Genomic DNA, 18,902 nt, shown 5'->3' on the forward strand with positions numbered 1-18,902 from the left:
GATCTCTCCAGGGGCGTGCCCAAGACTAGATCATTCCCCACGCAAGATCGTTCAAAGTGGATGCAATCAGCCCCTTGCAGGAGCGAGCTGGCTCGCGAAGAACCTGAGACCGCCACGGGGAACCAGATACCCCGCGTTATCGTTGAGGTTTTTCGCGAGCAAGCTCGCTCCTACAAGATCGGGCCGGTATCAGACAGTGATGTGGTGCTTGGCCAGGAAGGCGACGAAAGCCTCCTCGTCCAAGACCTTCAACCCCAGCTCACTGGCCTTGGCCAGCTTCGACCCGGCGCCCGGCCCTGCGACCACGCAATGGGTTTTCGCCGAGACCGAACCCGCCACTTTGGCGCCCAGGCTTTCGAGCTTTTCCTTGGCCACGTCGCGGCTCATCAACTCCAGCGAGCCCGTCAGCACCCAGGTATGACCCGCCTCAGGCAAGCCCTCGACCACCCTCTTCTCGCTCTGCCAGTGCATGCCGAAGTCCTTGAGCTGCTGCTCGATGGCCAACGCACGGCGGGCATTCTCCGGATTATCAAAGAATTCCCGCACCGCCTTGGCCTGCTTCTCCGGCAGCGCCTGGCGCATGTCCAGCCAGTCGGCCTGGATAACGCCCTCCAGGGAGCCGAACTTGTCCGCCAGCTTCTGCGCAGCCCCCGGCCCCACGGAAGGCACATGCAATTTGTCAAGAAAGCCGCCCAAGGTGGTGCTGGCGGCAAACTCGGCGCTCAGTTCGCCCTGATCCTGCAACACCAGCGCGCATTCGTCCGGCGACAGCAGCGCGCCAATCACCTGCTGGTTGTGACTGTCTTCAAAGAAGCTGTGGATCTCGTGAGCCACTTCCAGGCCCACATCCGGCAAGTACGTCAGCACTTCCGGCAAGGCTTGCTGCACGCGCTCAAGGGACGCCAGGGAGCGCGCCAGTACCTTGGCGGTTTCCTCACCCACATCGGGAATGCCCAAGGCGTAGATAAACCGGGCCAGGGTCGGGGTCTTGCTGTTTTCAATGGCGGCGATCAGCTTCTTGCTGGAAACATCGGCAAAGCCTTCCAGGTCGATGATCTGCTCGTACTTGAGCTTGTATAGGTCAGCCGGCGAGCCAATAAGCTTTTCATCGACCAACTGCTCGATGGTCTTGTCGCCCAAGCCATCGATATCCATCGCCCGTCGCGAAACGAAATGGATAATCGCCTGCTTGAGCTGCGCACCACAGGCCAGGCGCCCGACACAGCGATACACCGCGCCTTCGCTGACGGTTTCCTTGCCCTTGCTGCGCTTGACCAGTTGCGTGCGCTCCACGTGGGATCCACACACCGGGCAATTGTGTGGGATCTGCACGGCGCGGGCGTTTTCCGGGCGACGCTCGGCAACCACCGATACGACTTGTGGGATCACATCCCCCGCACGGCGGATGATCACGGTGTCACCGATCATCAGGCCCAGGCGCGCCACTTCGTCCATGTTGTGCAACGTCGCATTGGACACGGTGACGCCAGCCACCTTGACCGGTTTCAAGCGCGCTACCGGCGTCACGGCGCCGGTGCGGCCGACCTGGAATTCCACGTCCAGCAGCTCGGTCAGTTCTTCCATTGCCGGAAACTTATGGGCAATGGCCCAGCGCGGCTCGCGGGCGCGAAAGCCCAATTCACGCTGATAGGCAATGCTGTTGACCTTGAACACCACCCCATCGATTTCATAGGGCAGGCTGTTACGCCGCTCACCGATATCGCGGTAGTACTCCAGGCAATCCTCGATGCCCTTGGCCAGCTTCAGCTCATGGCTGATAGGCATGCCCCACTTCTGCAACTGCTGCAGGTTGCCGATATGGGTGTCGCTGATATCCGTGGTCACGCCGTAGCAGCAGAACTCCAACGGCCGGCTGGCGGTAATCTTCGAATCGAGTTGGCGCAGGCTGCCCGCCGCCGCGTTACGCGGGTTGGCGAAGGTCTTGCCGCCGACTTCCAGTTGCGTGGCATTCAAGCGCTCGAAACCGGCCTTGGACATGAATACTTCACCGCGCACTTCCAGGATCGCCGGCCAACCTGTGCCGTGTAGCTTCAACGGGATATTGCGCACGGTGCGCACATTCACGCTGATGTCTTCGCCGGTGGTGCCATCGCCGCGGGTCGCGCCGCGCACCAGTTCGCCGTCCTGATACAGCAGGCTGACCGCCAGGCCATCAAGCTTGGGCTCACAACTGTATTCCACCGCCGCCCCACCGCCAAACAGATCGCCCACCGGCAGGTCGAGGCCCTCGGTGACCCGGCGATCAAACTCCAGCATGGTGGTTTCATCAAAGGCGTTGCCCAGGCTGAGCATCGGGATCTCGTGGCGCACCTGGGTAAACGCAGACAACGCCGCGCTACCGACCCGCTGCGTGGGCGAGTCGCGGGTCACCAGGTCCGGATGCTCGGCTTCCAGCGCCTTGAGTTCGTGGAACAACCGATCGTACTCGGCGTCCGGGATGCTCGGTTCGTCGAGTACGTGGTAACGGTAGTTGTGCTGATCCAGTTCAGCGCGCAGTTCGAGGATGCGGGTATGGGCGGCGGTCATGGGTGTTCTCTCAGAAAGCAAAAGAGCAGCCGAAGCTGCTCAATATGTTAGTGCGCTTAATTCTACTGACAACGCTGAAGACCAATCCTCAGCGTTTCTGTGTCAGGGCACGACGCTCGAACTCTACGATGCGCTGACGGTAGTGCTCGATGGTCTGGGCGGTCAGCACGCTGCGCTGGTCGTCCTTGAGCTCGCCGTTGAGCTCCTGGGACAGCTTGCGGGCTGCGGCCACCATGACGTCGAACGCCTGTTTCGGATGACGCGGGCCTGGCAGGCCAAGGAAGAAGCTCACCGCCGGGGTGCTGAACAGGTCGATATCGTCCAGGTCGAAGGTGCCCGGCTTGACCGCATTGGCCATGGAGAACAGCACTTCGCCATTGCCCGCCATGCTTTCATGACGGTGGAAAATATCCATCTCGCCAAAACGCAGGCCGCTTTCCAGGATGTTCTGCAACAGCGCCGGGCCCTTGAAGCCGGCCGAGTCGCGGCAGATCACGCTGATTACCAGCACTTCTTCAGCTGCCGGCTGATCCTTGGTGGACTCACGCGGCGCGCTCTTGGCCGGGCTTTCATCCGGGAAGTCGCCGTCACGGCTGCTGAAGCTCGGGCCTTCGTCGACGTCGAGGTTCAGGTCACCCTGATGGGGCTCGGCCACGGCAGCGCTGCCACGCTTGCCGCGCTTGGACGACGGCTCGCGGGCTTCACGCACCGGCGCGCTCATCGACGGCAAGTCATGCTCGTCAAGCTGTGGCTCTTTATGGGTATCCAGGACACGGGGCGGCCCTAGCAGCTCGGCAGCGCCGTCGTCGTCGGGCAAATTCGACAGGTTACGGTCCAGGCGAAATTTCAGCTTGCCCTTGCCGCCGCGCATACGGCGCCAGCCATCAAAAAGAATACCGGCTATTACAATAATGCCGATGACGATCAGCCACTCGCGCAGACCGATTTCCATGTAATCCCTTGCCTCTATAAAAAATGCTGAAAAATAAGGGGTTTAGCACCGTGCAAACCGCTTTAAAACGTGGCGCCAACTCTATGTTCTGACTGACGTTTTGCCCACGCATACGAAAAATTGACATTAAACTAGCACGACCAAAGATAACTTTACACAGTTGGCGCAAAATGTGTCGGCTGACGCAGGAATTAAGCTACAAACCATAAGCTTCAAGCCGACGCTATTGCCGCTCGAAGCTAGCAACTTGCGGCTAACTTTCCACCATCGCCATCGCCTCTTCGACATCCACTGCCACCAGTCTCGAACAGCCCGGCTCATGCATGGTCACCCCCATCAATTGATCGGCCATTTCCATGGCGATCTTGTTATGGGTGATATAGATGAACTGCACCGTCTGGGACATCTCTTTAACCAAGCGGGCATACCGTCCAACGTTAGCGTCATCCAGCGGCGCGTCAACTTCATCGAGCATGCAGAACGGCGCCGGGTTCAACTTGAAGATGGCAAATACCAACGCCAATGCAGTCAGGGCCTTCTCGCCGCCGGACAACAAATGGATGGTGCTGTTCTTCTTGCCCGGAGGCCGCGCCATGATCGTTACCCCTGTATCGAGTAGATCTTCGCCCGTCAGTTCCAAGTAAGCGCTGCCACCACCGAAAACTTTTGGGAATAAGGCCTGTAAACCGCTATTAATCTGATCAAAGGTATCTTTGAAGCGGTTACGGGTTTCCTTGTCGATCTTGCGAATGACGTTTTCCAAAGTGTCCAGGGCTTCCACCAGATCGGCGTCCTGGGCATCCAGATAACGTTTACGCTCGGACTGCTGCTGGTATTCATCGATGGCCGCGAGGTTGATCGCGCCGAGTCGTTGGATACGTGCAGCAATGCGCTCAAGTTCTTCTTCGGCTTCTTTCTCGTTGGCCTGGGCGGTCAAGGTATTGAGTACGCCGTGCAGGTCATAGCCATCTTCCAGCAATTGGTCCTGCAAGGTTTTGCGGCGCACCGTGAGGGCTTGCCATTCCATGCGCTGCTGTTCGAGTTGGCCGCGGATCAATTGCGATTGCTGCTCGGCCTGGGTCCGGCGCTTTTCTGCATCGCGCAGTTCGCGGTCGGCGTCTTCCATGGCGATTTGTGCAGTCTTGAGTTCTTCGTCGACGCTCATGCGTTTGTCGAGCAACTCTTCGAGCTTCAAGCGCAGCTCTTCCAGCGGCGCTTCGCCCTCCTCCAGGTTGAGGCTCAGTTGCTCGCGCTTTTCCGTCAGCCGTTCGGATTGCATCTCCAGGCGTTCCAGAGCCTGGCGCGTGGAGTCGTGCTGGGCGCGCAACGAGCCGAGGCGCACGGCCAACTGATGGGCGTGGTCCTTGTGCTGGCGCGCTTCCTGGCGTACCCGGTCGAGGCGCTCGCGCAGGCTGTCACGCTGGGCCAGCAACAGCTCGCGCTGCTCGGTGTCGAGGGCCATACTGTCGAGGGCCTCCTGCAACTGCAGGCGCGCTTCACCGACTTGCTCGTGTTCAAGGGCGCGCTGCTCGCCCATCTCGGCCACTTCTTCATCGAGCCGGGTACGACGCAGGGTCAATTGTTCGGCCTTGGCCTTGCTGGCGGAAAGCTGGGCTTTCAATTCGCCCTGCTGGCGCGCTTCGTCCTGCAACAGGCGACGCAAATGTTCGCGGCCGGTCTCTTGTTGGCGCTGGGTGGCGCGCAGGGTTTGCAGTTGGGTTTCCAAGGCCTCAAGAGTGGCCTCGCGCTCTTCGCGCTCGGCACTCAGGTTGACGATTTCCTGGCCACGGGCCAATACGCCACTTTCGGCTTCACTGGCGCGACGCACCCGCAAAAAGTGCCGGCCAACCCAGTAGCCGTCGCGGCTGATCAGGCTCTCGCCAGAGGCCAACTGGCCTCGCAACGCCAAGGCCTGCTCCAGGGAATCCACCGGTTTTACCAGGCCCAGCCATGGCGACAGATCAATCTGCGCCTCGACTTTATCCAACAGGCTGCCCGGCACGCGGGTGCCATCGGCTGCGGGGCTGAGCAGGCGCAAATCGCCTTGAGCAAAGCCCGCCAGATCAAAACCGCCGAAATCGTCCACCAACACGGCCTGCAAGTCCGCACCCAGCACGGTTTCCACGGCCAGTTCCCAACCGGCTTCAACCTTCAAGCCTTCAGCCAGGCGCGGGCGCTCGGCCAAGTGCTGGTCGCGCAGCCATTCGGCGGTGCCGGTGCCTGGGTCCAATGCGGCTTGCTGCAAGGCCTCGAGGGAGGCCAGGCGCCCATTGAGGCGCTGCAAATCACCTTGGGCCTGCTGCTGCGCCTGGGTCGCCTGTTGCAGCTCCTGGCGCAATTGTTCCAGGCGCTCAACTTGCTGTTCTTCGCTGGCCTCCAGCTCTTCCAGGGTCATTTCGCTTTCGGCCAACTGCTCGCTCAGCGCCATGATCGCCGCGTCTTCCGGAGCAGAGGCGAGCAACGCGCGCTCCTCCAGGACCCGGCGCTGGCGCTCGGCCAAGCGCTCCATGCTGGTTTCCAGTTGCTGGATGCGTGATTGCTGCACCTCAGCCTGGCGACGCGGTTCGGCGGAGCGCAGGTTGAAAGCGTCCCACTGCTCCTGCCAGCCGTGCATGGTAGTTTCGGATTCTTCCAGGGCGGCGGCGGCTTCTTCGGCGGCGGCGCTGGTGATTTCCTGCTCGGGGGTGAGCATGTCCAGCTCCTCCCCGAGGGTCAGCAGCAAGGTGCGGTCATGGCCCAGGTGGGATTCGGTTTCCAGCCGCGCCCGCTCCGCTTCCTTGAGGTCATCCTGCAACTGGCGCAAGCGCTGCTGACCGTGCTGGATGCTCTGCTCGACCCGCGCAATGTCGCCGCCCACCGAATAGAAGCGGCCCTGCACCAGGTTGAAGCGCTCGGACAGGTCATGGTGACCGTCGCGCAGGCGTTCGATGCTCGCATCGGCGTTGCGTTGTTCGGCCACCAGGGCTTCGAAGCTGATTTCCTGGGTGCCGATGATCGCTTCGCGCTGGCCCACCTGGTCATTCAAGGCCTGCCAGCGCAGCGCCGAGAGTTGCGCCTTGAGCTGGCGTTCTTCGCCTTTGTATTCCTGGTATTTCTCGGCGGCCTGGGCCTGGCGGTGCAGGCGCTCCAACTGGCGCTCCAGCTCTTCACGCAGGTCAGTCAGGCGTGCCAGGTTTTCGTGGGTGCGGCGGATACGGTTTTCGGTCTCGCGACGGCGCTCCTTGTACTTGGAGATGCCGGCCGCTTCCTCGATAAAGTTGCGCAGGTCCTCGGGCTTGGCTTCGATCAGCTTGGAGATCATGCCCTGCTCGATGATCGAGTAGCTGCGCGGGCCCAGGCCGGTGCCGAGGAAAATATCGGTAATGTCCCGGCGCCGGCACTTGGTGCCGTTGAGGAAGTAACTGTTCTGGCTGTCGCGCGTGACTTTGCGGCGGATGGAAATTTCCGCATACGCCGCGTACTCGCCAATCAGCGTGCCGTCGGAGTTGTCGAACACCAGTTCGATGCTGGCCTGGCTCACCGGCTTGCGGCTGGTGGAACCGTTGAAGATGACATCGGTCATCGACTCGCCACGCAGGTTCTTTGCCGAGCTCTCGCCCATCACCCAACGGACGGCGTCGATGATGTTCGACTTGCCGCAACCATTGGGCCCGACCACTGCCGCCATATTACTGGGGAAGTTCACCGTGGTCGGGTCGACGAAGGATTTGAACCCCGCCAGTTTGATGCACTTGAGCCGCACGCTTAGGCGTCCGCCAGGGCTGCGATAACCAACGAGCTGCTGCGCTGGCAGTAGGCCGACAGCACCTGGCGAATCTGCGGCAGGTCACGGGCCAGTACGGCGGCGAGCAGTTGCTCGAACAGCGCCAGGTACTCGCTCATGGAGGCCTTGCGCTGATCCAGGGCCAGGTAATAGGCGCGATTCATCGCCGGCTGCAGGTTCTCGACGGTTTCCTGCAGGTACGGGTTATTGGCGAAGGGGTACGCGGCGCGCATCACGTTGAAGCATTCTTCGACGAAGGCGCGGATGTCCTCGCGCTCGAAATTGCTCACCAGCCGTTGCTGGATCTGCACGAAGGGCGCCATGTCGGCCTGGGTCTGCCAGCCTTCGGCGACCGCGTTGCCCAGCAGGATGTACAGCTCGCTCATCAGCGTGCACAGGCTCTGCACCTTGTGTGCGGTGAGCTCGGTGACGTGTGCCCCACGGCGCGGCAAGATGGCGATAAGGTGCCGGCGCTCGAGGATCAGCAAGGCTTCGCGCACTGAGCCACGACTGACATTGAGTGCCAGCGTGACTTTCTGTTCCTGGATCCGCTCCCCAGGCTTGAGATCGCCGCGAATAATGCGCTCGGCAAGGTGGTGAGCGATTTGCTCGGCGAGACTGTCCGGCGCCTTGAACGTCATGTTTTCCCTTCAAAATCTTCTATCGGTACAAGGGCGGCAGTGTAGCGCAATCGCTGGGCCGACAACGCCGAATTTGGCATGAAATAAGCAGACGATAAAGCCCAGGCACCGCTTGAAACGGCGGTTACAAGGATCTGAACCATAATCAAAGGTGTTGCAATCGCACTTTCTTGACCTTTCGGTCAGAAAATCGTTGACCGAAAAGTCAGACATGACTAGATTCGGCGCAAAGCGGTTAACAACAATAATGAGTCTGCGAGGCCTTCCGTGATCCAGTTTTTACTAAACCAGGAGCTCCGTAGCGAGCATGCCCTGGACCCAAACCTGACTGTGCTCAACTATCTGCGTGAGCATCTGGGCAAATCCGGAACCAAGGAAGGCTGCGCCAGCGGCGACTGTGGCGCCTGCACTGTGGTGGTGGGTGAGTTGCAGACCGACGAGCAAGGCGCCGAACAGATTCGCTATCGCAGCCTCAATTCGTGCCTGACCTTTGTCTCGTCCCTGCACGGCAAGCAACTGATCACTGTCGAAGACCTCAAGCACCAGGGCCAACTGCACAGCGTGCAACAGGCCATGGTCGATTGCCATGGCTCGCAATGCGGTTTTTGCACCCCAGGTTTTGTGATGTCGCTGTTTGCCCTGCAAAAAAACAGCGACGCCCCGGACAGCGCCAAGGCCCACGAAGCCCTGGCCGGCAACCTGTGCCGCTGCACCGGCTACCGCCCGATCCTGGCCGCCGCCGAACAAGCCTGTTGCAACAAGCCCCAGGACCAGTTCGACAGCCGCGAGGCGCAGACCATTGCCCGCCTCAAGTCCATCGCACCGACGCAAACCGGCGAGCTGAACAGCGGCGACAAGCGCTGCCTGGTGCCCTTGACCGTCGCCGACCTGGCCGACCTCTACGACGCCTATCCCCAAGCCCGGCTGCTGGCCGGCGGCACCGACCTGGCGCTGGAAGTCACCCAGTTCCACCGCACGCTGCCGGTGATGATTTACGTCGGCAACATCGAAGCCATGAAACGCATCGAGACCTTTGACGACCGCCTGGAAATCGGCGCCGCCACCGCCCTCTCCGACTGCTACAGCGCGTTGCACCACGAATACCCCGATTTCGGCGACCTGCTGCACCGCTTCGCGTCTCTGCAAATCCGCAACCAGGGCACCCTCGGTGGCAATATCGGCAACGCCTCGCCCATCGGTGACTCGCCGCCGCTGCTGATCGCCCTTGGCGCGCAGATCGTACTGTGCAAGGGCAACGTGCGCCGTACCCTGGCCCTGGAAGACTATTTCATCGACTACCGCGTCACCGCCCGCCAGGACAGCGAGTTCATCGAGAAAATCATCGTGCCCAAGGGCCATGCACTGTTCCGCGCCTACAAGGTTTCCAAGCGCCTGGACGATGACATTTCCGCGGTATGCGCGGCCTTCAACCTGAAGCTCGACAACGGCGTGATCAGCGATGCCCGCGTGGCGTTCGGCGGTATGGCCGCCACGCCCAAACGTGCGCAACACTGCGAAGCGGTACTGATCGGCGCCACCTGGAACAGCGCCACGGTGGAGAAAGCCTGCGCCGCCCTGGCCGAAGATTTCACCCCGCTGTCGGACTTCCGTGCGAGCAAGGAATACCGCCTGCTCAGCGCGCAGAACCTGCTGCGTAAATATTTCATCGAGCTGCAAACTCCGCACATCGAGACTCGGGTGACCGCTTATGTCTAATCATCACGCCGTGGTAAAAACCCAAGCCGAAATGGCCACCCTGTTTGCCCAGGACCTGACGTCCGGGGTCGGGCGCAGCGTCAAGCATGACAGCGCCGCCAAGCATGTGTCGGGCGAAGCGCAGTACATCGATGACCGCCTGGAATTCCCCAACCAGTTGCACCTGTATGCGCGCATGTCCGACCGCGCCCACGCCCGTATTCTCAGTATCGACACCGCGCCGTGCTACGCCTTCGAGGGTGTGCGGATCGTCATCACCCACGAAGACGTGCCGGGCCTGAAAGACATCGGCCCGCTGATGCCCGGCGACCCGTTGCTGGCCATCGATACCGTGCAGTTTGTCGGCCAGGTGGTGCTGGCCGTCGCCGCCCGCGACCTGGAGACCGCGCGCAAGGCCGCCATGGCGGCGGTGATCGAATACGAAGACCTGGAGCCGGTGCTGGATGTGGTCGAGGCCTTTCGCAAAAAACACTTCGTGCTGGACAGCCACACCCACCAGCGTGGTGATTCGGCAGGCGCCCTGGCGAGCGCGAAAAACCGTATCCAGGGCACCCTGCATATCGGTGGTCAGGAACACTTCTACCTGGAAACCCAGATCTCCTCGGTGATGCCCACCGAAGACGGCGGCATGATCGTCTACTGCTCCACCCAGAACCCCACCGAAGTGCAGAAGCTGGTGGCCGAAGTGCTGGACGTGTCGATGAACAAGATCGTCGTCGATATGCGCCGCATGGGCGGTGGTTTCGGCGGCAAGGAAACCCAGGCCGCCAGCCCGGCATGCCTGTGTGCGGTGGTTGCGCGCCTGACCGGCCAGCCGACCAAGATGCGCCTGCCGCGTGTCGAAGACATGCTGATGACCGGCAAGCGCCACCCCTTCTATATCGAATATGACGTGGGCTTCGACGACACCGGGCGCCTGCACGGGATCAACCTGGACCTGGCCGGTAACTGCGGTTGCTCACCGGACCTGTCCAACTCGATTGTCGACCGTGCGATGTTCCACTCCGACAACTCGTATTACCTGGGCGACGCCACGGTCAACGGCCATCGCTGCAAGACCAACACCGCGTCCAATACCGCGTACCGTGGCTTCGGTGGCCCCCAAGGCATGGTAGCGATCGAGGAAGTGATGGACGCCATCGCCCGCCATCTGGCGCTGGACCCGCTGGCCGTGCGCAAGGCCAACTACTATGGCAAGACCGAGCGCAACGTCACCCATTACTACCAGACCGTCGAGCACAACATGCTCGAAGAGATGACCGCCGAACTGGAAGCCAGCAGCCAATACGCCGAGCGCCGCGAGGCCATTCGCCGCTATAACGCCAACAGCCCGATCCTGAAAAAAGGCCTGGCGCTGACCCCGGTCAAATTCGGCATTTCGTTCACCGCCAGCTTCCTCAACCAGGCCGGCGCGTTGATCCATATCTACACCGACGGCAGCATCCACCTGAACCACGGCGGCACCGAAATGGGCCAGGGCTTGAACATCAAGGTCGCGCAGGTGGTGGCCGAGATTTTCCAGGTGGAAATCGACCGGGTGCAGATCACCGCGACCAACACCGACAAGGTGCCCAACACCTCGCCGACCGCTGCTTCCAGCGGTGCCGACCTTAACGGCAAGGCCGCGCAGAACGCCGCCGAGACCATCAAGCAACGCCTGGTGGAATTTGCCGCGCGCAAATACGACGTCAGCGAGGCCGACGTTGAGTTCCATAACGGCCATGTGCGGGTGCGCGAGCAGATCCTGACCTTTGAGGAGCTGATCCAGCAGGCGTATTTCGCCCAGGTCTCGCTGTCGAGTACCGGGTTCTACAAGACCCCGAAAATCTTCTACGACCGCAGCCAGGCACGGGGCCGACCGTTCTACTACTTCGCCTTCGGCGCGGCTTGCTGCGAAGTGATCGTCGATACCCTGACCGGCGAATACAAGATGCTGCGCACCGACATCCTCCACGATGTGGGCGCCTCGCTGAACCCGGCCATCGATATCGGCCAGGTCGAGGGCGGTTTTATCCAGGGCATGGGCTGGCTGACCATGGAAGAGCTGGTGTGGAACAACAAGGGCAAGCTGATGACCAATGGCCCGGCCAGCTACAAGATCCCAGCGGTGGCGGACATGCCCCTGGATTTGCGGGTGAAGTTGGTGGAAAACCGCAAGAATCCGGAAGACACGGTGTTCCACTCCAAGGCCGTGGGTGAACCGCCGTTCATGCTCGGGATTGCCTCGTGGTGCGCGATCAAGGATGCCGTTGCGAGCCTGGGTGACTATCGCCATCAACCCAAGATCGATGCACCGGCCACGCCGGAGCGGGTGTTGTGGGGCTGTGAGCAGATGCGCCAGTTGCAGGCGGCGAAGGCGGTTGAGGCACAGGCCGAGATGGCTTCGCTCTAGACCGAGGTGCTGCCATCGCAGGCAAGCCAGCTCCCACATTTGGAATGCAATCCCCTGTGGGAGCGGGCTTGCCCGCGATGACGGCCGAACTGACAACAGAAATGTTGAGGTAGACATGAACAACTGGATCAGTGCCCTCGCCAACCTGCAAACCCAGGGCGAGCCCTGCGTGCTGGTGACCATCATCGAAGAGCTGGGCTCCACGCCGCGCAATTCAGGCTCCAAGATGGTCGTCAGCGCCACCCATACCTTCGACACCATCGGCGGCGGCCACCTGGAATACAAGGCCATGCAGATCGCCCGCGACATGCTCGTGCGTGGGCAGCACAACACCCACCTGGAGCGCTTCAGCCTGGGCGCCAGCCTGGGCCAGTGCTGTGGCGGCGTGACCGTGCTGCTGTTCGAACCCATGGGCCAGGTGCAGGCGCAGATTGCCGTATTCGGCGCCGGCCATGTCGGCCGCGCGCTGGTGCCGTTACTGGCCAGCCTACCGTGCCGGGTGCGCTGGATCGATTCACGGGAGCAGGAATTCCCGGAGCATATCCCCCTGGGCGTGCGTAAAATCGTCAGCGAAGAGCCGGTGGATGAAATTGCCGACCTGCCCGCCGGCAGTTATTGCATCGTCATGACCCACAATCATCAGCTAGACCTGGAACTGACCGCCGCCCTGCTCAAGCGCAGTGACTTTGCGTACTTTGGCCTGATCGGCTCGCAGACCAAGCGCGTCAAGTTCGAACACCGCCTGCGTGAGCGCGGCTTCGAGGCCGCGCAGTTGCAACGCATGCGCTGCCCCATGGGCCTCACCGAGGTGAAGGGCAAACTGCCGGTGGAAATCGCCATCTCCATCGCCGGCGAGATCATCGCCACCTATAACGCCAACTTCGGCCAGCACACCGCGAGTGCCGAACCCATTGCCAAACTGCTGCCGGTTTCGCGCCGCAGCCAAGCTATCAATTGAGACGACCATGCCTTTGACTCGCAAAGCCTACCGTGCCGCCATCCTGCACAGCCTCGCCGACCCGGCCATCGTCGGGATCGAAGCCTCCTATGAGTATTTCGAAGACGGCCTGCTGGTGATCGACAACGGCCAGATCAGTGCCCTCGGGCACGCCAGCGACCTGCTGCCGACGCTGCCCGCCGACATCGAAATCACCCATTACCAGGATGCGCTGATCACTCCCGGCCTGATCGACACCCACATCCACCTGCCGCAAACCGGCATGGTCGGTGCCTACGGCGAACAACTGCTGGATTGGCTGAACACCTACACCTTCCCTTGCGAAAGCCAGTTCGCCGACAAGGCCCACGCCGAAGAAGTCGCGGATATCTTTATCAAGGAACTGCTGCGCAACGGCACCACCACTGCCCTGGTGTTCGGCAGCGTGCATCCGCAATCGGTGAACTCATTCTTTGAAGCCGCCGAGAAGCTCGACCTGCGCATGATCGCCGGCAAGGTGATGATGGACCGCAATGCACCGGACTACCTGACCGACACCGCCGAGTCCGGCTACCAGGAAAGCAAGGCGCTGATCGAGCGCTGGCACGGCAAGGGCCGCTTGCACTACGCCATAACACCGCGCTTCGCCCCCACCAGCACACCGGAACAACTGACCCTCGCCGGCCAATTGCTGGGGGAATACCCGGACCTGTACATGCAGACTCACATCAGTGAAAACCTGCAGGAAGTGCAATGGGTCAAGGAGTTGTTCCCAGAGCGCAGTGGCTACCTGGATGTGTACGACCACTACAAGCTGCTGGGGGAGCGCTCGGTATTCGCCCACGGCGTACACCTGTGCGACGACGAGTGCGCGCGGCTGGCCGAAGCCGGTTCAGCCGTGGCGTTCTGCCCGACGTCGAACTTCTTCCTGGGCAGCGGTTTGTTCAACCTGCCGATGGCCGAGAAGCACAAACTCAACGTAGGCCTGGGCACCGATGTGGGGGGCGGTACCAGCTTCTCGCTGCTGCAGACGCTGAACGAAGCCTACAAGGTCATGCAATTGCAGGGCGCACGGCTGAGCCCGTTCAAATCGCTGTACCTGGCGACCTTGGGCGGTGCAAAAGCGCTGCGCCTGGAAGACAAGATCGGCACCTTGCAGCCGGGCACCGATGCAGATTTCCTGGTACTGGACTACAACGCCACGCCCCTGCTCAGCTATCGCTTGAAGCAGGCCAATAACATTGCCGAGACGTTGTTTGTACTGATGACGCTGGGGGATGATCGGGCGGTGATGCAGACGTATGCAGCGGGCAATCTGGTACACCAACGCTGATCCCCTGTAGGGGCTTCACCGCGGTGAACAGATACACCGCGGTGCCTGCATCGCTGGCAAGCCAGCCCCTACACAGCTTGATCGGGTTTACAGCTTGATTGAGGAGCGGCCCGGCTTCTTGGTTTGCAGCAGATGCGAGAACACCGCATGCAAATCATCCGACGCACTTTCCTCATCGAGGTTGAGCTTGCTGTCGATGTGATCCATGTGATGCATCATCAGGTTCACCGCCAACGCCGAATCCCGGGCCTCGATCGCGTCGATCAACTGGGTGTGTTCGTCATAGGAACAGTGCGAGCGGTTACCGCTTTCATACTGGGCGATGATCAGCGAGGTCTGGGACACCAGGCTGCGCTGGAAGCTGATCAGCGGGGCATTCTTTGCCGCCTCGGCCAGTTTCAGGTGGAACTCGCCGGATAACCGGATACCCGCGCCGCGGTCGCCGCGGGAGAAGCTGTCGCGCTCGTCGTTGACCATCTGGCGCAGTTCGGCCAGCTCTTCGGTCGATGCATGCTGCACCGCCAGTTCGGTGATCGCCCGCTCCACCAGACGCCGGGCCAGGAACACCTGGCGGGCTTCCTCGACACTAGGGCTTGCCACGACCGCACCACGATTGGGGCGCAGCAACACCACGCCTTCATGGGCCAGGCGCGACAAGGCGCGACGGATGATGGTGCGGCTGACGCCAAAGATCTCGCCCAGTGCTTCTTCACTCAATTTGGTACCGGGCGCCAGGCGTTGTTCGAGGATGGCCTCGAAGATATGCGCGTAAACGATATCGTCCTGGGTTCCACTGCGACCGGCCTTACCGGCTCGCGGCTGTTTCTTGAGGGGCTGCAACTGTTCGTTCATGGGCACTCGGGTCGGGAGAACGGCGGCGAATTGACGTTGACTGTAATAAAGGTACAGCGGGTCGCTGGCAAGTATCGCGTAAAAACAGCGCACATTGTACACAACCCGTTGCGCCAACACACTGTACGGCTGTTTGCGCGGCCGGCTGTATTGCAACAGTCAGTTACGTTTGAGTTTAGGCTTGATTCCACGATTTCCCCACCCATCAATGCTGCCCCGATGCCCCTGTAGGAACGAGCTTGCTCGCGAAGAACCTGAGAGCGCCGCCTTCCACCAGAATGCCCGCGCCATCGCTGAAGATCTTCGCCCGCAAGCCGGCGCCTACAAGTTGCCGGGTACAAGGAAGACTTTTCCATGACCGACGCGACCCAGGCGCCCCTGCGCCCACTGGCCGACACTTCGCCCTCGGCCATCGTTGCCGGCTTTATCGCCATGATGACTGGCTACACCAGCTCGCTGGTGCTGATGTTCCAGGCCGGCCAGGCTGCCGGCCTGACCACCGGGCAAATCTCCTCATGGATCTGGGCAATTTCCATCGGCATGGCGGTGTGCAGCATCGGCTTGTCCCTGCGTTACCGCACGCCCATCACCATCGCCTGGTCGACCCCCGGCGCGGCACTGTTGATTACCAGCCTGGGCGGGGTCAGCTACGGCGAGGCTATCGGCGCCTACATCACCTGTGCGGTGCTGGTGACGATCTGTGGCCTCACCGGCAGCTTTGAAAAGCTGGTCAAGAAGATTCCCGCTTCACTGGCCGCCGCACTGCTGGCCGGGATTCTGTTCAAGATCGGCAGCGAAATTTTCGTCGCCGCGCAGCACCGCACCGCCCTGGTGCTGGGCATGTTCTTTACCTACCTGATCATCAAGCGCCTGTCGCCCCGTTATGCGGTGCTGGCCGCGCTGCTGATCGGCACTGCCTTGTCCGGGCTGATGGGGCTGCTGGACTTCAGCGGGTTCAGCCTGGAAGTGGCGACGCCGGTATGGACCACGCCGCACTTCTCTCTGGCGGCGACCATCAGCATCGGTATTCCGCTGTTCGTGGTGGCGATGACCTCGCAGAACATGCCGGGGGTCGCGGTCCTGCGTGCCGATGGCTACGACGTGCCGGCCTCACCGCTGATCACCACCACCGGCCTGGCCTCGCTGGTGCTGGCCCCGTTTGGCTCCCACGGTATCAACCTGGCCGCCATCAGTGCGGCCATCTGCACCGGGCCCCACGCCCATGAGGATCGCAACAAGCGCTACACCGCCGCCGTGTGGTGCGGGATTTTCTACGGGGTCGCCGGGGTATTTGGCGCCACGTTGGCGGCCTTGTTCGCCGCACTGCCAAAGGAGCTGGTGCTGTCGATCGCGGCATTGGCGCTGTTTGGCTCGATCATCAATGGCCTGAGCGTTGCCATGAATGAGCCCAAGGAACGGGAAGCAGCGCTGATCACCTTTATGGTCACGGCGTCGGGGCTGACGCTGTTCTCCATCGGTTCGGCATTCTGGGGGATTGTGGCGGGGGTGTTGACGCTGGTGATTCTGAACTGGCGCAAGGCCTGATAAATACCCTGAAACGAAAAAGCGACCCGGGCGGGTCGCTTTTTCATGCCATCAGACAGCCGGGTTGATCGGCTTTTCTGGGTGCCAGGCGTCCAGCAGTGCGCTGACTTCAACGCGGGTCAGCTCTGGACGAGCCTTCAACCACGCTTCAACAGCGGCACGCTGTTCTTCGTTGACCGAACCACGGGTGGCTTTGCAGACCAGACCGAAGTCATCACCGCCAACGTAGTCCAGGCCATTGCCGTCCATCGCTTCAGTCAGGAATGCTTCGAGGAAAGCGTCAACCGCTTCATCGTCCAAACCTTCTTTGAAGTCCAGGTTCAGTTCGAAACCCAGCTCTTGAAATTCATCAACGCACAGTTTTTTGCGCAGACGCCGGGAACGGTTAGTCGCCATTGGAACAATCCTCTTAAGTATTAACGGCCGGCACTCTACCAGTTTAAGGCGCTGAATGCCCGGCAATCCAAGACGGGTGGCACGTCAGGGCTAAAAAAAACCGCCATTTGCAGCTATCGTTGAGGCACAAGTAGCCCCACCTTGGGGCATAATGCCGACACTTTCATGACCACTGGGGGATTTTCTTACATAGCCCCCGCTACATTCACCCTCCTATGCAGTAGGGTCTTACTTCTTATGATCAAATCCTTGCGTCCATTGTTACTCGCCAGTTTCCTCTTGCCCCTGGCCCTCTCCGTCACCGCCGCACCGATCAATACCACCTTGCCACCTAAAGTCCAGGAAGCCCTGCAGAAAGCCAAGCTGCAGAACAATGCGCTGTCCCTGGTGATGATTCCGCTCAATGGCCCCGGCACCGCCACTGTGTTCAACGCTGACGTTTCGGTCAACCCGGCATCCACCATGAAGCTGGTCACCACCTACGCCGCCCTGGAAATGCTCGGCCCCAACCATCAGTGGAAGACCGAGTTCTACACCGACGGCACCCTGAGCGGCGGCGTCCTGCGGGGCAACCTGTACCTCAAGGGCGGTGGCGATCCCAAGTTGAACATGGAGAAACTCTGGCTGCTGATGCGCGACCTGCGCGCCAATGGCGTACAGCAAGTGACCGGCGACCTGGTACTGGATCGTGGTTTCTTCATCCAGCCGCAATTGCCGGAATTCAACGACGACGGCAACGATGCCAACAAACCGTTCCTGGTCAAGCCGGACGCCCTGCTGGTCAACCTCAAGGCCCTGCGTTTCGTCACCCGCAATGACTCGGGCCGGGTGCTGGTTTCGGTCGAACCGCCGATTGCCAGCATCCAGATCGACAATCAGGTCAAGGCCACCAACGCCAAGCAGTGCACCGGTGACGTGCGCTACAACCCGATCACCGCCGCCGATGGCAGCGTCACCGTGACGGTCAGCGGCCAGTTGGGCGACGGCTGCAGCTCGCAGACGTATCTGTCGCTGCTCGACCATGCCACCTACACCGCCGGTGCCGTGCGGGCGATCTGGAAAGAGCTGGGCGGCACTATCCAGGGCCGCGACGTACTGGCCCCGGTGCCGAAAACCGCCAAGGTCCTGGCCCGTGCGTTCTCCCCGGACCTGGCAGAGATCATTCGCGACATCAATAAATACAGTAACAACACCATGGCCCAGCAACTGTTCCTCAGCCTCGGCGCGCAATACCGCAACGATGCCGACGGCGACGATGCCAAGGCGGCGCAACGCGTGGTCCGCCAGTGGCTGGCGAAAAAAGGCATAACGGCACCGCACCTGGTGATGGAAAACGGCTCCGGCCTGTCCCGTGCCGAACGCGTGAGCGCCCGGGAAATGGCGACCATGCTGCAGGCCGCCTGGAGAAGCCCGTACGCGGCAGAATTCATCAGCTCGATGCCGATTGCCGGCAGTGACGGCACCATGCGCAAGCGCCTGAAAACCACGGCTCTGCGCGGCGAAGCCCACGTCAAGACCGGCACCCTGAACACCGTGCGCGCCATTGCCGGCTTCAGCCGCGACAACAATGGCAATACCTGGGCAGTGGTGGCGATCCTCAACGATCCGAAGCCGTGGGGTGCATCATCGGTGCTGGACCAGGTATTGCTGGACCTGTATCGCCAGCCGAAGCTGGCGGCTGCCGCGCCAGGCCTATAAACAGCCTGTTGTGATTGTGGCTTTGCCAGCGGGCTTACTGTGGCAAGCAGGCTTGTTGTGGCGAGCGGGCTTGCCCCGCGCTGGGCTGCAAAGCAGCCCCCATTGCGTCACTGAGCTAGGTCAGATAGAC

Annotated in this window: 12 protein-coding genes; 6 read left to right on the top strand and 6 right to left on the bottom strand. The window is 61.3% G+C overall.

The window, feature by feature from the left end; all coding sequences use genetic code 11:
- Nucleotides 1–189: 189 nt before the first annotated feature.
- From ligA to GDV60_RS19235, 4 genes are all read right to left on the bottom strand, one after another.
- A complete protein-coding gene (gene ligA, locus GDV60_RS19220) occupies nt 190–2,547 on the bottom strand; it encodes an NAD-dependent DNA ligase LigA (protein WP_159908464.1) in 2,358 nt (785 codons plus the stop codon).
- A gap of 88 nt (nt 2,548–2,635) precedes the next feature.
- Nucleotides 2,636–3,499, bottom strand: coding sequence for a cell division protein ZipA (gene zipA / locus GDV60_RS19225; protein ID WP_029298204.1), 864 nt, complete (start codon nt 3,497–3,499; stop codon nt 2,636–2,638).
- Between the two features lie 253 nt (nt 3,500–3,752).
- On the bottom strand, nt 3,753–7,241 hold the full coding sequence (gene smc, locus GDV60_RS19230) for a chromosome segregation protein SMC (protein WP_133715017.1): 3,489 nt from the start codon (nt 7,239–7,241) through the stop codon (nt 3,753–3,755).
- Nucleotides 7,242–7,243: 2 nt separating this feature from the next.
- Entirely contained in the window at nt 7,244–7,903 is a 660-nt protein-coding gene (locus tag GDV60_RS19235; protein ID WP_029298208.1) for a GntR family transcriptional regulator, read from the bottom strand.
- A gap of 267 nt (nt 7,904–8,170) precedes the next feature.
- Here GDV60_RS19235 and xdhA point away from each other — a divergent pair, with 267 nt between their 5' ends.
- The 4 genes from xdhA to guaD all read left to right on the top strand — a co-directional run bounded on the left by xdhA (nt 8,171) and on the right by guaD (nt 14,281).
- Entirely contained in the window at nt 8,171–9,619 is a 1,449-nt protein-coding gene (gene xdhA, locus GDV60_RS19240; RefSeq protein WP_159908466.1) for a xanthine dehydrogenase small subunit, read from the top strand.
- Nucleotides 9,612–12,011 carry a xanthine dehydrogenase molybdopterin binding subunit gene (xdhB, locus tag GDV60_RS19245; protein WP_070994726.1) on the top strand — a complete coding sequence of 800 codons (2,400 nt, stop codon included), beginning with the start codon at nt 9,612–9,614 and terminating at the stop codon, nt 12,009–12,011. The genes xdhA and xdhB overlap by 8 nt, the downstream gene beginning before the upstream one ends.
- 115 nt (nt 12,012–12,126) lie before the next feature.
- Entirely contained in the window at nt 12,127–12,969 is an 843-nt protein-coding gene (gene xdhC / locus GDV60_RS19250; protein ID WP_159908468.1) for a xanthine dehydrogenase accessory protein XdhC, read from the top strand.
- A gap of 7 nt (nt 12,970–12,976) precedes the next feature.
- Nucleotides 12,977–14,281, top strand: coding sequence for a guanine deaminase (gene guaD / locus GDV60_RS19255; protein ID WP_159908470.1), 1,305 nt, complete (start codon nt 12,977–12,979; stop codon nt 14,279–14,281).
- 87 nt (nt 14,282–14,368) lie between these two features.
- Here the strand turns inward: guaD and GDV60_RS19260 are convergent, their stop codons facing one another.
- Nucleotides 14,369–15,133, bottom strand: coding sequence for a GntR family transcriptional regulator (locus tag GDV60_RS19260; protein WP_029298219.1), 765 nt, complete (start codon nt 15,131–15,133; stop codon nt 14,369–14,371).
- Between the two features lie 354 nt (nt 15,134–15,487).
- On the opposite strand from GDV60_RS19260, the gene GDV60_RS19265 reads away from it, so the two are divergent.
- Nucleotides 15,488–16,678 carry a benzoate/H(+) symporter BenE family transporter gene (locus GDV60_RS19265; protein WP_029298221.1) on the top strand — a complete coding sequence of 397 codons (1,191 nt, stop codon included), beginning with the start codon at nt 15,488–15,490 and terminating at the stop codon, nt 16,676–16,678.
- A 51-nt stretch (nt 16,679–16,729) separates the two neighbouring features.
- Here GDV60_RS19265 and GDV60_RS19270 read toward each other — a convergent pair whose 3' ends face one another.
- Nucleotides 16,730–17,074, bottom strand: a complete 345-nt coding sequence (locus tag GDV60_RS19270; protein WP_003219101.1) for a YggL family protein — start codon at nt 17,072–17,074, stop codon at nt 16,730–16,732.
- 237 nt (nt 17,075–17,311) lie between these two features.
- Between GDV60_RS19270 and dacB the strand changes: the two genes are divergently transcribed.
- Nucleotides 17,312–18,772: a D-alanyl-D-alanine carboxypeptidase/D-alanyl-D-alanine-endopeptidase gene (gene dacB / locus GDV60_RS19275; protein WP_159908472.1), complete on the top strand. Its 1,461-nt coding sequence runs from the start codon at nt 17,312–17,314 to the stop codon at nt 18,770–18,772.
- Nucleotides 18,773–18,902 lie beyond the last annotated feature (130 nt).

The sequence above is a fragment of the Pseudomonas sp. DTU12.1 genome (genome assembly GCF_009873475.1).
In the GTDB taxonomy this organism is placed as follows: domain Bacteria; phylum Pseudomonadota; class Gammaproteobacteria; order Pseudomonadales; family Pseudomonadaceae; genus Aquipseudomonas; species Aquipseudomonas proteolytica.